Origin of the sequence: Methylobacterium jeotgali (assembly GCF_022179345.1) — a bacterium.
Lineage (GTDB): Bacteria > Pseudomonadota > Alphaproteobacteria > Rhizobiales > Beijerinckiaceae > Methylobacterium > Methylobacterium jeotgali.
Genome location: NZ_BPQR01000021.1, coordinates 1 through 14,287, shown reverse-complemented (window position 1 = coordinate 14,287; position 14,287 = coordinate 1). Strand labels below are relative to the sequence as shown.

11 protein-coding genes are annotated in these 14,287 nt (G+C 71.7%); 6 read left to right on the top strand and 5 right to left on the bottom strand.

The genetic code is table 11. The features are described from left to right. Positions 1-4: 4 nt before the first annotated feature. Positions 5-310 (bottom strand): iron transporter, encoded by a 306-nt coding sequence (locus MFF04_RS06515; RefSeq protein WP_238274641.1) that lies wholly within the window; start codon positions 308-310, stop codon positions 5-7. A gap of 275 nt (positions 311-585) precedes the next feature. Here MFF04_RS06515 and minC (MFF04_RS06510) point away from each other — a divergent pair, with 275 nt between their 5' ends. From minC (MFF04_RS06510) to minE, 4 genes are all read left to right on the top strand, one after another. Further along, positions 586-1,233: a septum site-determining protein MinC gene (minC, locus tag MFF04_RS06510; protein ID WP_238274678.1), complete on the top strand. Its 648-nt coding sequence runs from the start codon at positions 586-588 to the stop codon at positions 1,231-1,233. Between the two features lie 103 nt (positions 1,234-1,336). After that, the gene (gene minC / locus MFF04_RS06505) at positions 1,337-2,026 is read left to right on the top strand and encodes a septum site-determining protein MinC (RefSeq protein WP_238274640.1); all 690 of its coding nucleotides are present in this window, start codon (positions 1,337-1,339) and stop codon (positions 2,024-2,026) included. A gap of 12 nt (positions 2,027-2,038) precedes the next feature. Further along, positions 2,039-2,854 carry a septum site-determining protein MinD gene (gene minD / locus MFF04_RS06500; RefSeq protein ID WP_238274639.1) on the top strand — a complete coding sequence of 272 codons (816 nt, stop codon included), beginning with the start codon at positions 2,039-2,041 and terminating at the stop codon, positions 2,852-2,854. Then, on the top strand, positions 2,851-3,117 hold the full coding sequence (gene minE / locus MFF04_RS06495) for a cell division topological specificity factor MinE (protein ID WP_238274638.1): 267 nt from the start codon (positions 2,851-2,853) through the stop codon (positions 3,115-3,117). Before minD ends, minE begins: the two co-directional genes overlap by 4 nt. A 159-nt stretch (positions 3,118-3,276) precedes the next feature. Here minE and adh read toward each other — a convergent pair whose 3' ends face one another. After that, positions 3,277-4,800: an aldehyde dehydrogenase gene (gene adh, locus MFF04_RS06490; RefSeq protein ID WP_238274637.1), complete on the bottom strand. Its 1,524-nt coding sequence runs from the start codon at positions 4,798-4,800 to the stop codon at positions 3,277-3,279. 157 nt (positions 4,801-4,957) lie between these two features. Further along, positions 4,958-6,685, bottom strand: a complete 1,728-nt coding sequence (locus MFF04_RS06485) for a serine hydrolase (protein ID WP_238274636.1) — start codon at positions 6,683-6,685, stop codon at positions 4,958-4,960. A gap of 304 nt (positions 6,686-6,989) precedes the next feature. Here MFF04_RS06485 and MFF04_RS06480 point away from each other — a divergent pair, with 304 nt between their 5' ends. Together MFF04_RS06480 and MFF04_RS06475 are read left to right on the top strand one after the other, a co-directional pair. Continuing rightward, positions 6,990-8,156, top strand: a complete 1,167-nt coding sequence (locus MFF04_RS06480; RefSeq protein WP_306308059.1) for a multidrug effflux MFS transporter — start codon at positions 6,990-6,992, stop codon at positions 8,154-8,156. Between the two features lie 90 nt (positions 8,157-8,246). Next, positions 8,247-8,732, top strand: coding sequence for a DoxX family membrane protein (locus MFF04_RS06475; RefSeq protein ID WP_238274635.1), 486 nt, complete (start codon positions 8,247-8,249; stop codon positions 8,730-8,732). Between the two features lie 3 nt (positions 8,733-8,735). Here the strand turns inward: MFF04_RS06475 and MFF04_RS06470 are convergent, their stop codons facing one another. Both MFF04_RS06470 and MFF04_RS06465 read right to left on the bottom strand, forming a co-directional pair. Next, the gene (locus MFF04_RS06470; protein ID WP_238274634.1) at positions 8,736-12,611 is read right to left on the bottom strand and encodes a glycosyltransferase; all 3,876 of its coding nucleotides are present in this window, start codon (positions 12,609-12,611) and stop codon (positions 8,736-8,738) included. A 77-nt stretch (positions 12,612-12,688) separates the two neighbouring features. Beyond that, positions 12,689-14,119 (bottom strand): mannose-1-phosphate guanylyltransferase/mannose-6-phosphate isomerase, encoded by a 1,431-nt coding sequence (locus tag MFF04_RS06465; protein ID WP_238274633.1) that lies wholly within the window; start codon positions 14,117-14,119, stop codon positions 12,689-12,691. Between the last annotated feature and the right edge of the window lie 168 nt (positions 14,120-14,287).

Below are 14,287 nucleotides of genomic sequence, written 5' to 3'. Positions count from 1 at the left end.
GGCCTCAGGCCCGGGCGCCGAGGGCGAGCATCAGCCCGCCGCCGAGGACGAGGGCCGGCACGGCAATCCATAGGGCCGAGCGCCACAGGGACCGGGCGGCGAACACCGCGCAGACCAGGAAGGCCATCACCGCGAAGCTGAGGAGGGTGGCCGTCGCCACGGCCTCGGAGCGGGCCATCGGCAGGATCAGCGAGAACAGCGCGGTGGCGAGCGCCGCCACGCCGTAGCCGCCCAGCGCCGCCAGCAGCACGCGCGCGGCGACGGCCAGACGATAGGGAGTCGAGCGGCGCGCCGCCTGGGCTGAACTCACGGGAAGCTCTCCGGAAGCGGGTGGAGCGGGAGCCCGATTAACAAGCGCGCGCGGGGCGCGGCAACCGCTATCTTTCGGAATCATTCCAGAGTTCGCGCAGGGACTTAGCAGGGATTTCAAGCGCCCTGCCGAACGTGCGGAGATGCGATCGCCGGCGCGCGGCGGGCCTTGCGGAGGCGCCGCCGGAGGCTCAAAGCAGGCCGCTCCCGAACGAGAGAGCCGCCGCGTCCGTGACCCAGCCCCGCCCGCCGATCCGCGTCCGCGGCCGCTCCTTCATGGCGACCGTGCTGGCGCCGACGCCGCCCCTCGAGGATTGGCTCGCCGACCTCGACGGGCTGTCGCGGCGGGCGCCGGCCTTCTTCGCCGGGCGGCCGGTTCTGCTCGACCTCTCGGCGCTACGGCCGGACCGGGCCGGCGCCGAGGCGCTGGTCGCGGAACTCCACGGGCGCGGCATCACCGTGGTGGCCCTCGAAGGGGAGGGCGCGGAGGGTTTCGGCGCCGGCCTGCCGCCGGCGCTCAGCGGCGGCCGTCCGGGCGCCGAGATCGAGACCGCCGAAACCACGCCGGAGCCGCCGCGCGCCGCCGCGCCGGCCCGGTCGCTGGTCCTCGACCAGCCGGTGCGCTCCGGCCAGGCGGTGGTGCATCTCGACGGCGACGTCACGGTGCTGGGCTCCGTCGCCTCGGGGGCGGAGGTGGTGGCCGGCGGCTCGGTCCACGTCTACGGGGCGCTGCGCGGGCGGGCGGTGGCGGGGGCGGCGGGCGATCCGCTCGCGCGCATCTTCTGCCGCCGCTTCGAGCCGGAGCTCGTCGCCATCGACGGCCTCTACCGCACCGCCGACGATCTCGACGGCACCCGGCGGGGCCAGGCCGTGCAGGTCCGGCTCGTCGACGACGCGCTGCGGATCGCTCCCCTCGACGGCTGAGGGCGGGCCGCGAAAATATGGTTTCCGCCGCCTTGCGATCGGCGGCCTCCGTTAACGGTCCGGTAACGATCTGAGCCCTGAATGGCCGGGTAAGGAATCGTTCATGGCCGTCACCAAGCCCTTAACCGACACCGCCCCGCTCGCCTTCCGCGGCCGCGCCTTCAAGGCGCTGGCGCTGGCGCCGCGGGGGCCGCTGCCCGAGTGGCTCGCGGGGCTCGACGCGGCGCTTGCCCGCTCGCCGACGCTGCTCGACGGGCGCGCCCTCATCCTCGACGTGGCCGAATGCAAGCCTGATGGCGAGGCGCTCGCCGCCCTCATGGCCGACCTCGCAGGCCGCGGTATCCGCGTGCTGGGCATCGAGGGCGCAGAGCCCGGTCTCGCCGCCGAGAGCCTGCCGCCCTTCCTCCTCGCCGGCCGTCCCGTCCCGAATCTCGACGTGGTGCCGGTGCCCGAAAAACCCTCGCCGAAGAGCCTGACCATCGAGGGCTCGATCCGCTCCGGCCGCTCCGTCGTCCACCACGAGGGCGACGTCACCGTGATGGGCTCGGTCTCGTCGGGCGCCGAGGTCCTCGCGGGCGGCTCGATCCACGTCTACGGCGCCCTGCGCGGCCGGGCTATCGCCGGCGCCGCGCGCAACCCGCGCGCCCGAATCTACTGCCGGAAGTTCGAGCCCGAGCTCCTCGGCATCGACCGCCTCGTCCGCACGGCCGAGGACCTCAACCCGACCCTGCGAGGCAAGCCCGCGCAGATCTGGCTCGACGGCGGCGCCCTGCGCATCGCCGGCCTCGATTAAGGAGAGACGCGCGTGTCCAAGGTTCTCGTTGTCACTTCCGGAAAGGGCGGCGTCGGCAAGACGACGACGACCGCAGCCCTCGGCGCCGCCCTCGCGCAGGGCGGCCAGAGCGTCGTCGTCGTCGATTTCGACGTCGGCCTGCGCAACCTCGACCTCGTGATGGGCGCCGAGCGGCGGGTCGTCTACGACCTCATCAACGTCGTCAACGGCGACGCCAAGCTCCCGCAGGCGCTGATCCGCGACAAGCGCCTCGACACGCTCCACCTGCTGCCCGCATCCCAGACCCGGGACAAGGACGCGCTCACCGACGCCGGTGTCGCCCGCGTGATGGAGGAGCTGCGGGAGAAGTTCGACTGGGTGATCTGCGACAGCCCGGCCGGCATCGAGCGCGGCGCGACGCTCGCCATGCGCCACGCCGACGTCGCGGTGGTCGTCACCAACCCCGAGGTCTCGTCGGTGCGCGACTCGGACCGGATCATCGGCCTCCTCGACGCCAAGACGCTCCGCGCCGAGAAGGGCGAGAGCATGGAGAAGCACCTGATCCTCACCCGCTACGACCCCAACCGGGCCGACCGCGGCGACATGCTCAAGACCGAGGACGTGCTCGAGATCCTCTCGATCCCGCTGCTCGCCATCATCCCGGAGAGCCAGGAGGTCTTACGCGCCTCGAACGTCGGCTGCCCGGTGACGCTCAACAACCCGCTCTGCGCCCCGGCCCGCGCCTACTCCGACGCGGCGCGCCGCCTGAAGGGCGAGACCATCGCCATGAGCGTGCCGAGCGAGCGCCGGTCCTTCCTGGACAAGCTGTTCCTGCGGAGGGCGGCATGAGTCTTCTCGGATTGTTCCAGCGCCGGACCTCCGGCACGGTCGCCCGCGACCGTCTGCAGCTCATCCTGGCGCACGAGCGCGCCGAGACCGGCCGCCCCGACCTCGTCGTGACGCTCCGCGAGGAGATCCTGGCGGTGATCGCCCGGCACGTGCCGGTGGAGCGCGACAAGGTCCGCATCACCCTGGAGCGCGGCGAAGGGGTCTCGACGCTCGGCGTCGACATCGAGCTGTCGCTGCCCGCCGCCAAGCAGCTCGCCGCCTGAACGGGGCCGACCGCCGGCGAAAAGCCCCCGGATCGAAGGATCCGGGGGCTTTCGCCTGCCGCGCGCCCGTTGCGTTGAGACAGGGGCGGGTCGCGCGGCGCGGCCGTCTTGCCGCGGCCTGTTGGGGAAGGCCCGCCGCCGGGGCGAGCCTCGACGCTCTCAGAAGAAGCCGAGCTTCTTCGCCGAGTAGCTGACGAGCATGTTCTTCGTCTGCTGGTAGTGGTCGAGCATCATCTTGTGGGTCTCGCGGCCGATGCCGGACTGCTTGTAGCCGCCGAAGGCCGCGTGGGCCGGGTAGGCGTGGTAGCAGTTCGTCCAGACGCGGCCGGCCTGGATCTCCCGGCCGAAGCGGTAGGCGCGGGTCCCGTCGCGGGTCCAGACGCCGGCGCCGAGGCCGTAGAGCGTGTCGTTGGCGATGGAGAGCGCCTCGGCGTCGTCCTTGAAGGTCGTGACCGACAGGACCGGCCCGAAGATCTCCTCTTGGAAGATGCGCATCTTGTTGTGGCCCTTGAACACGGTCGGCTTCATGTAGAAGCCCTCCGCGAACTCGCCCTCCTTGACGTTGCGCTCGCCGCCGGTGAGGCACTGGGCCCCCTCCTGCTTGCCGATGTCGACGTAGCTGAGGATCTTCTCGAGCTGCTCCGAGGAGGCCTGCGCGCCGATCATCGTCGCCGGGTCGAGGGGCGAGCCCTGCGTGATCGCCTCGACGCGCTTCACGGCGCGCTCGATGAAGCGGTCGTAGATCGACTCGTGCACGAGCGCCCGGCTCGGGCAGGTGCAGACCTCGCCCTGGTTGAGGGCGAACATCGTGAAGCCTTCGAGCGCCTTGTCGAAGAAGTCGTCGTCCTCGTTAGCCACGTCCGCGAAGAAGATGTTCGGCGACTTGCCGCCGAGCTCCAGCGTCACCGGGATCAGGTTCTGCGAGGCGTACTGCATGATGAGGCGGCCGGTGGTCGTCTCACCGGTGAAGGCGATCTTGGCGATGCGGTTCGAGGAGGCGAGCGGCTTGCCGGCCTCGAGGCCGAAGCCGTTGACGACGTTGATGACGCCCGGCGGCAGCAGGTCGGCGATCAGCTCCATCACCACGAGGATCGAGGCCGGTGTTTGCTCGGCGGGCTTGAGGACCACGCAGTTGCCTGCGGCGAGCGCCGGGGCGAGCTTCCAGACCGCCATCAGGATCGGGAAGTTCCACGGGATGATCTGGCCGACGACGCCGAGCGGCTCGTGGAAGTGGTAGGCCACCGTGTCGTGGTCGATCTCGGAGATCGAGCCCTCCTGCGCCCGCAGGCAGCCGGCGAAGTAGCGCCAATGGTCGATGGCGAGCGGGATGTCGGCGTGGGTGGTCTCGCGGATCGGCTTGCCGTTGTCCCAGGTCTCGGCCAGCGCGATGAGGTCGAGGTTCTCCTCCATCCGGTCGGCGAGCCTGTTGAGGATGCGCGCGCGCTCGGCCGGCGCGGTGCGGGCCCAGGACTCGCGGGCGGCGTGGGCCGCGTCGAGGGCCTTCTCGACGTCCTGCGCGTCGGAGCGGGCGACCTCGCACACGACCTTGCCGGTGATCGGCGACGTATTCTCGAAGTAGCGGCCGTTCACCGGCGCCACCCACTGGCCGCCGATGAAGTTGTCGTAACGCGCGGAGAAGGGCGATTTCGTGCGGCCTTCCGCCAGAAATTCGGGCTTGTTCATGGATGTCTCCTCGCTTCGGCTTGTTCTGGGGCTCGCCGTGCCGCCGATGCGGGCGCAGGCAACGGCGAACGCTGTGCCGAATCAAGGTGGACTTTAGGCCAAATTTCCCGCGCGGGCGCCAAGTCTCGGTAAAGCTTGGCCTTTTCGGCGCGCCGGCTCAGCGCTTGCGCGGTGCCGCCCTGGCGGTCTCGGCCGGCTCGATGCGCCTCGCGGCGGTGTCGAGGCCGTTCTGGTGGAGGACGAGCCCGGTAGTGCGGCCGGCGGCGTCCGCGGTGAAGGTGATCTGCGCGTCGACGGCCTTGAGGAAGAACGTCCGCGGGCCCTCGGCGTAGAGCGGGTTGCGCGCCTGCCCCGTCGCCTGGGCGTAGAGGCGCCCGTCCGCGAAGGTCACGCTGATGGCGAAGCCCGGCGCCAGCATGTACCGGCCGGCATGGGCGCGCAGGCGCTCCGGCTCGATCGCGACCTCGCGGTGCTCGGGCTTCGGCGCGGCCAGCGCGCGCTTGGCCTCCTCCGGGTCGATGCGGGGCCCGAGCCGGTCGAGGCCGCCCTGGCGCAGGATCACGCCGGTCGGCCGCCCGTCGGGCTCCGTCTCGAAGGTGAGACGGGCGTCGACCACCTTGGAGAAGAAGGTGCGGTCGCTCTCCGGCAGGAGCGCGAAGGCGGCCTGTCCCGTACCCTGGGCGGTGAGGTGGTCGCCCTCCCGCGCGATCGTCAGGAAGAAGCGCGGCCCGAGCCGGTAGCTGCCGACGTAGCGGTCGAGGATCACGTCCTCCAGCACGATGGCCTGGGGCGGATCGAAGATACCGAAGCGCAGCGCCGCGAGCTCGCGGGAGATCTTCTGCACCGGCGCCGTCTCGGTGTTGGCGAGGATCACCACGGTCAGGCGCTCGTCCGGGTAGTGGTCGAGGCTCGAGATGAAGCCGAAGACCGAACCCCCATGCGACCAGAGCCGGCGGTCGTGGGCGCGGCCGACATACCAGCCGAGACCGTAGCCGCGGCCCTCGTCGGCGAAGGTCTGCTCCAGGGAGGCCGCCGAAAGAAGGCGGCCGCCGACCAGCGCCTCCGTCCACGTGAGGAGGTCGTCGGCGGTGGCGTAGAGGCCGCCGGCCGCCCAGGTCGCGCTGGACGCCATCGGCGTCGCGTTGCGCCACTGCGCCTGTCCCCGCCGATAGCCGGAGGCGCGGCGCGGCAGGAGGGCGGTGGCGTCGTCGTAGCCGGTCTCCTTGAGGCCGAGCGGCGCCAGGATCGCCTCGCGCAGGTACTCCGCGTAGGGCCGGCCGGAGGCGGCCTCGATGACCATGCCGAGGAGGATGTAGTTGGTGTTGCTGTACTCGAACCGGGCGCCCGGCTCGAACAGCAGCGGTTCGCTCTCGGTCAGCGCCACGAGCTCGCGGGGGCCGTGCTCCGTTCGCGCGATCTCCGGGATGTAATTGGCGAGCGCCGTGAAGTTGATGATCCCCGAGCTGTGCCGCAGGAGATCGCGCAGGCTCACCTTCTCCCAGGCCGCCGGCAGGCCGGGGACGTGGCGGCCGACCGGATCGGCGAGATCGAGCCTGCCGGCCTCGGCGAGCTTCAGGATCGCGGCGGCGGTGAAGCCCTTCGTCAGCGAGCCGATGCGGAAATGCGTGTCGAGGGTGTTGGCGATCCCCCACTCGCGGTTCGCCGGCCCGAAGGCGCGCCGGAACAGCGGCTTGCCGTTCTGGGCGACGAGGATCGTGCCGGAGAACAGCCCCGCCTCGACATAGGGGGCGATCAGGGCTGCCGCTCTCGCGGCATAGTCGCGCTCGGCGCGGGACGGTTCCTGCGCCCGCGCCGCCATCACGCCCGCCAGGAGCAGCAGCGGCGCGAGGACGAGACGGGAGAGCCCCAAGAGCGCATCGACCACCAAACCCCTCTCCCGGCGCCGCAAGCTGAGCCGCACCATCGGTCGCCGGCCATTGCGGCTGCCGCATGGCGGAGGCGCGCGGCGGGCCCGGTCCGGCCACGAGGCCGCCACGGAGCCGCGCGAAGGCGCCCGCGGCTCGATCGCTCCCGCGTTGTCCTGCGGCGGCGGAGGAGCCGTCTCCGCGCAAGGCAGCACCGTGGCTTCAGATTCCACCGCCGTTTCCGGACGAAGCGAGCAGACCGGCTCCTCGGCGCCCTGGTGGGGGCCGGGCTTCGCCGAGTTCGTCGCCATCGTCGCGCTGATGATGGCGGTGACCGCGATGTCGATCGACAACCTGCTGCCTGCCTTCCCGGCCATCGAGGCGCGCTTCGGCCTCGCGGACCCGAATAGCGCCCAGCTCCTCGTCTACGTCTACATGATCGGCTTCGGGCTGGCGCAGATCGTCTACGGGCCGGTCTCGGACGCGCTCGGCCGCCGCCCGGTGTTCCTGGCGAGCCTCGCCCTCTACGCGGTCGGCTGCGGGCTGGCGATGCTGGCGCCCACTTTCGAGGGGCTGCTCGCGGCCCGCGTCATCCAGGGCCTCGGCGCGGCGGGCGGACGCGTGCTCTCCACCGCGATCGTGCGCGACCGCTTCGCCGGGCGCGAGATGGCGAGCGTGATGTCGCTCATCATGATGGTGTTCCTGATCGTGCCGATGGTCGCCCCGGCGGTCGGCGGCGCGATGCTGGCGCTCGGCTCCTGGACCTACGTCTTCGTCTCGATGCTGGCGCTGGCCGGCGTCCTCTCCGTCTGGTTCACGGCGCGGATGCCCGAGACTTTGCACCCTGAGTATCGCCGGCCGCTGTCGTTCCGCGCGACGAAGGCCGCGCTCGTCACGACGCTCCGCACCCGCACCGCGATCGGCTACGCCACGGCGCTCGGGCTGCTGACCGGCTGCATCATGGGCTATGTCGGCTCGGCCCAGCAGCTCTTCGATAGCGGCCTCTACCGGCTCGGTGCCCTGTTCCCGCTGGCCTTCGGCATCGTCGCGGGGGCGATGGGCAGCGCTACCCTCGTCAACGCCCGCCTCGTGCGCCGGCTCGGGATGCGCACGCTCTCGCATGCCGGCCTGACCGCCTTCGTCGTCGTCGGCCTCGGGCAGGTCGGCCTGGCGCTCGCCTACGGGGGCAAGCCGCCGCTCGCCGCCTTCCTGGCGGTGCTCGCCCTCAACCAGTTCCTGATCAGCTTCGCGATGCCGAACTTCAACGCCCTGGCGCTGGAGCCGCTGGGCGCCATCGCCGGCACGGCCTCGTCCTTCCTCGGCTTCTACACGACGATCCTCGGGGCAGGCTGCGGCTTCCTGATCGGCGCGGCCTTCGACGGAAGCACCCTGCCGATCGGCCTCGGATACGCGGGGCTCGGCCTCCTGGCGCTCCTCGTCGTCGCCTGGACCGAGCGGGGCCGGCTCTACCGGGGCGGCGTGGCGGGCTGAGCATGCACAGGACAGGCGGGGCGCCTTAACGCGGCCTTCAGGGCGTTGCGGGACGGTCTCCGGGTCGTCTCGAAACCCCGGAGCCCCCCCGTGAACGGCCGCGTACAGGACGCCACTCTGCTCGTCGCGCGGCTCGCCCTCGCGGCGGCCCTCTTGCCCACCGGCATCGCCCGGGCGCTCAACGTCTCGGGCTTCGCCCTGACGCTGGCCTCGGCCGCGATCCCCTTCCCGAACGCCGTCGCGACGCTCGCGGTGATGATCCAGGTGTTCGGGCCGCTCTGCGTGCTCGCCGGCGTGATGCCGCGGGCGAGCGGCCTCGCGCTCGCCGCCTTCGCCCTCGCGATGGCGCCGGTCCTGCACCCGTTCTGGCAGTATGGCGGTGCCGCAATCGTCACCGAGCGCGCCCTCTTCCTCGCCGATCTCGGCCTCGCCGGCGGCTTCCTCGTCTACGCGCTCATGGGGCCCGGCGCCTGGAGCTGGCAGGGCTGGCGCCGCGGAGCGGTCGCACCGCGCAAGGCCGCGCCGGCGGCTCGCAAGCGCAGCGGCGGCCGGGCGCCGGCTCGGGCCGCGGCCTGACGTTCAGCCCCGCAGGCGGTCCGTGATCGTGGCGAGGTGCTCGGCCATGCGCCGGCCGCTCGCCGCGTAGCTCATGGTCTCGGCGATGGAGCGCCGGCCCCGCTCGCCGAGGTCGCGGGCGAAGTCGCGGTCCTCGAACAGCTTGCGCATGTGCTCGGCGGCGTGCGCCGTCGAGGGCTGCGCCCAGCTCTGGCCGATGGCGTAGGGGGGGTAGACCCGGTTGAGCTTCACCATCGTGCAGTCGACGAGCAGGCTATTGTCGTCGTTCATGAACTCGAGGTTGCCGGAGTAGCGGCTGCCGATCACCGGGCGTCCGAGCAGCATCGCCTCCGCCATGGTCAGGCCGAGGCCCTCGCTGCGGTGGAGCGAGACGTAGGCGTCGGAGGCCTGGATCAGGCTCATGGTGCGGTCGTAGGTCCAGACCTCGTCGATGATGGTGACGTTGGCGTCCTCCGCCGCCTCCCGCAGGGCCTCGACGTGGTCGGGGTGGCGCTCGCCGAACGAGGTCTTGATGACGAGCCGCGCGTCGCGGCTGTCCCCGAACGCCTCGCGGAAGGCGCGGATCAGCCCGACCGGGTTCTTGCGCTCCATGACGCTCGTCATGTGGAAGACGAAGGCGAGGGTGAACACGCCCTCCTCGAGCCCGAGCTCGCGCCGTCCCACCGCCTCGAAGGCGGGCAGCTCCAGGCCCGGCAGGAAGACCCGGACCGGCTGGCGGTAGCGCTCGCGCAGGCCCTCGGCGACGAAGCTCGTGGCCGTCCACAGCTCGTCGCACTCCATCGCCGCCCGGTCCCAGGACTCGGGGATCTCGCCGAACTCCCAGTACCAGTAGCCGACCCGGTAGCTGCGCGGGCTCCGCGGCCGCAGGCCGCCCTGCCGGAAGGCCTCCCCGAACAGGGGCTCGGGCTGCACGTGGATCATCGTGACGTCGTAGGGCTCGCAGCCGATGGCGGGCGTCGCCAGGGGCACGTCGGTGGCGAGGCTCACGGGCACGTTGCGCAGGCTCGTCGGCACGCCGTTGACGGCGAGCCCTGCGGCGAGGCTCTCGACGGAGATGCGCAGGCCCGACGGGTAGGAGAAGTGGCCGAGCACGTTGAGGCCGGGACGCACCACCTCGCGGGCGAGCGCGCCGAGATCCCGCGCGGCGAGCCAGTCGCGGGCGAGGAAGGAGGTCGCGTCGAGCCTGCGCGCGAGATGCTCGAGAAGGGCTCTCGCCTCGCCCTCGTCCTCGAGCGCCCGCGGGAACAGATCCTGCCATGCCTGCGTGCCGCGATAGGCGACCCGGACCTGCTGCGCGTCACTCATGATCGCCGGGGTCGTCTGGCGGAAGAGCCAGTCCTGGCCGATCCCGTGACGCTCGGCCGCCCAGCGTACCAGCTCGACGAGACCGAACACCGTGCCGCCCGCCGGCACCGCCTCCTGCCAGTCGGGGTTCGTCGCCCAGGTGATCATCAGCTCGCGCACCGGCTGCTCGTCGATCGAGGCGAGGAGCCAGCGCAACTCCGCCATCGGCAGGTCGTCGATGCCGACCACCTCGTAGAGCCGCGGCAGCAGGGCCTTGCGGCCGCTGGGAAGCATCAGGAGCGGCTCGCGCTCCCGCAGGGCCCGGTCGTGGAAGGCCACCTGCCGGAGCCGGTCGCCGAAGCCCGCCGCGAAGGCCGCGTCGATCCAGGGCGCGTAATCGGGCCCGAGGCCGAGGGTCCGAAGGGCGTCCCGCTTCATGTAGTCGGCAAATTCACCCTTCGCACCTTCGCTCAAGGCGAGGGGAAAGCGGCGCCGCAGATCCCGGCGCATGCCGAGCACCGTGAGGATCAGGCGGGCCGCATCCGCCGCCGAGCGCTCCGTGAAGCGGATGTCGGTCCGGCCGGAGAACGCGTTCCAGTCCGCTCCGGCGAGGACGGCGAGCGCGCCGTCGTCATGGGCGTCCGGCGCACCCTTGGCGACGAAGGGCTGCGCCATGCGCTCGATGTCGATCCGCAGCTGCGTCGCGATCCCGGCCTTGGTACTGCCGGGCCGCAGGCGGGGCGCGAAGTTGAAGGCGTCGAGGCCGGGGTGGAAATAGGGATCCTGCCCGATCCCCAGAGCCTGGAGGCGGCGGGCGAACAGGATCTGGTCGTCGGTGGGATTGGTGTGCCCGCGGGAGGCGCCCTCGTGATGGGTCAGCACCGAGAAGGGCGTGTAGACGATGCGGAAGCCGAGCTTCCAGATCCGCGCGCAGAGCTCGATGTCGCTGTAGGAGAGGATGAAGTCCTCGTCGTAGCCGCCGGCCAGTTCGAACACGTCCCGCCGGATCAGCTGGCAGGCGCCGGTGACGGCCATCCAGTTCCGCAGGAGATCGGCCGGCCCGTAGACGCCCCACTCCGCCGCGGGCGTGCGGTGGTAGATATGGGCGGCCAGCGTGAACAGGCCGAGGGCGACGCCCGCGTGCTGGATCTCGCCGTCCGGGTACAGGAGCTTCGGGCCGACGACGCCGACGCCGGGCACGAGCGCGCGGCGCACCAGCTCCGTCAGCCAGTCGGGGTCCGTGACCTCGATGTCGTTGTTGAGGAAGAGCAGCAACTCGCCGGTTGCCGCCTCCGCGCCCCGGTTGCAGGCGCGGGAATAGTTGAACTCCTCGTCGAAGGCGACGATCCGCACGCCGGAGCGTGCGCAACTCTCGTAGTAGGCGCGCACGTCCGCGTCCGTCGAACCGTTGTCGACGACGATGATCTCGATGTTGCGATAGTCGGTCTTCTCGAGCAGCCCGTCGATGCAGGTCGAGATCAGCCGGAAACGGTTCTTGTTGGGGATGACGATCGAGATCTTGGGCTCGGCGGGCAGCGGCCAGACCGCCCTGAACAGCCCGTTCGGGAGGCTCTCGGCGGAGGCCGCGATGCCGTCCGCCGCGAGATAGGTCTCGAGCACCGAGCGGCCGAGAGCGGCATCGTCACGACGGGTCCGGTCGCCACGGCGCCGACGGCTCAGGATGCGGGGCAGGCGCTCGATCCGGGGCGTGAGCCGCGAGGCCCAGAGGTTCAGCTCCCATTCCGAGCGCGGGGCGGCTCCGAGGGCCTCGACGGCCCGGCGGGCCAGGCCGGCGTCGATCGCGGTCAGGCGGCCGAAGTAGTTGTAGGTCGTCAGCAGCTCCGGCGACCAGCCGGGCTTGAGCTGGACCGTCTCGGTGTCATCGCGGCCGACGAGGGTCTCGTCGCTGTAGCAGATGTCGTAGGGCAGCTCCTCGCGTGCTTGGCTCAGCTCGAGCAGCGCCTCGCGCTCGAGGATGTCGCCGCCGTCGAGGAACACGAGGAAGTCGCCGCGCGCGGCCGCGATCGCCGCGCCGGCGCTGGCCAGCGCGGGCAGCACCGAGCCGTCCGCGGGACCTTCCTCGTCGGTGGCCGATGGCGCGCCCGCCGAAGCGGGGGCTGCCTCGAACCGCTCGAAGGGGATCGCGTGCCAGTGCGTCCAGGCCTGCCCGGAGAGGCTCGCGAGGGTGCGCCGCGTCTCGTCGGGCGAGGTCTTGCGGACGAGGACGGTGAAGACCGGCGGCCTGCCCTCGGCCGCCTTCCGGGCGCGGACCGGCAGGGCCGTGCGGCCCTCCCGACGGCCGTGGGTCGCGTAGTGGATCAGCGGGTTGGCGCCCGTGTCCACGACGTCCGGATTGTTGAGGAGGTAGAGGCGGCTGTCGAACGCCTTGCTCGGGTTCTTACCCTCGGCGGCGCCCTTGCGCAGGTAGTGGAGGGCGGGGTCCTCGCCCTTCTCGAGGGCGTTCCAGTAGGTCTCGGCGTACCATTTTGCGTCGAAGAGGCCCGACTCCTCGATGATCTTCTTCTGCCGCAGTGCTTTGCGGCGCGCCTTGAAGCCCTTCTCGATGCCGGCGATGTACGTCGTCAGTCGCGCCAAGGGCTCGTTCCTTCTCGAGTGCGCGCGCGGGCCTTCTGCCTCGCGCAGCGCGGATCGGGCTCGTGGGTAAACGTCCGCTAGCGGCCGTAGACGTCCTCAAGGCGGATGATGTCGTCCTCGCCGGTGTAGGAGCCGACCTGGACCTCGATCAGCTCGAGGGGGATCTTGCCGGGGTTGGTGAGGCGGTGGGTCGCGCCGATCGGCAGGTAGACGGCCTCGTTCTCGTGGACGAGCACGACGCGCTCGTCGATCGTCACCTCCGCCGTGCCCTTCACGACCACCCAGTGCTCGGCCCGGTGGAAGTGCTTCTGGAGCGAGAGCCGGCCGCCCGGCGTCACCTGGATGCGCTTGACCTGGAAGCGCTCGCCGATGTCGATGCGCTGGTACCAGCCCCAGGGGCGGTACATCCGCCGGTGGGCGTCGGCCTCCGGGTAGGCCTTCGCCCGCAGCGCCGTCACCAGGTCCTTGACGCCGCCGGAGGCCGCCTTTGAGGTGACGAGCACCGCATCGGAGGTCGTGACGACGACGACGTCCTCGAGCCCGACCACGGCGGTGACCTGCTCGCCCTCGTTGTGGATCAGGCTGCCCGTGGTGCCCACGACCTCGACCCGACCGCGGAGCGCATTGCCGTCCGAATCGCGTGGCAGCACGTCCCAGACCGCGTCCCAGGTGCCGACGTCCGACCAGGGGAAGGAGACCGGGAGCACACCCGCCCGACCGGTCCGCTCCATGACGGCGTAGTCGATCGAGGTCTTCGGCGCCTGCCCGAAGGCGCCGGCGTCGAGGCGCACGAAGTCGAGGTCGCGCTGGGCCCCTGCATAGGCCGCGCGGGCGGCTTCAAGCACGGCGGGCGCCTGCGCCTCGAGCTCGGCCAGCATCACGTCGCCCCGGAACAGGAAGTAGCCGGAGTTCCAGAGCGCCCCGTCCGCGATGAGGCGCTCCGCGCCCGCCCGGTCGGGCTTCTCCACGAAGCGCTCGACCGCGTAGGCGCCGGGCGCGCCGGAGAGCGGCTGCCCGCGGCGGATGTAGCCGTAGGCGGTCGCCGGGCCGGTCGGCTCGATCCCGAGCGTCATGATCGCGCCGGCCCGCGCGCCGACCGCGGCCGCGCGGACCGCATCCACGAAGGCGCCCGTATCGCCGATGACGTGGTCGGCGGCCAGGATCAGCACCACGCCTTGCGGGTCCTGCGCGGCCGCGTGCAGCGCGGCGACCGCCACCGCGGCGGCGGAGTCGCGCCGCTCGGGCTCGAGCAGGATGTCCGCTTCCACGCCGGCCTGCGCGAGCTGCTCGGCCACGATGAAACGGGCCTCGGCATGGGTGAGGACGGCGGGCCGCCCGAACACGTCGCTGCCCTGCGCGACCCGGCGCACCGTCTCCTGGAAGGTCGACGCGTGCTCGCTGACGAGGCGCGTGAACTGCTTGGGCATGCTCTCGCGCGAGGAGGGCCAGAGGCGCGTCCCGGAGCCGCCGCAGAGGATGATCGGATGAACGAGATCGGATCGCGACATGGTTCGGCTCGCTCGCTGGTCGTCCTGATGCCGGTTTGGCCTGGCGTCCGCGACCGTTGCCGGCGCGAGCGCCTGCCGCCGACCCGGTCCCGGATCGGCGCTCGACCCCCGGGCGCGATCCCTAGCATGGCCCCGGGCGCTTGCCACCGGCCGCAGTGCACAAATGCC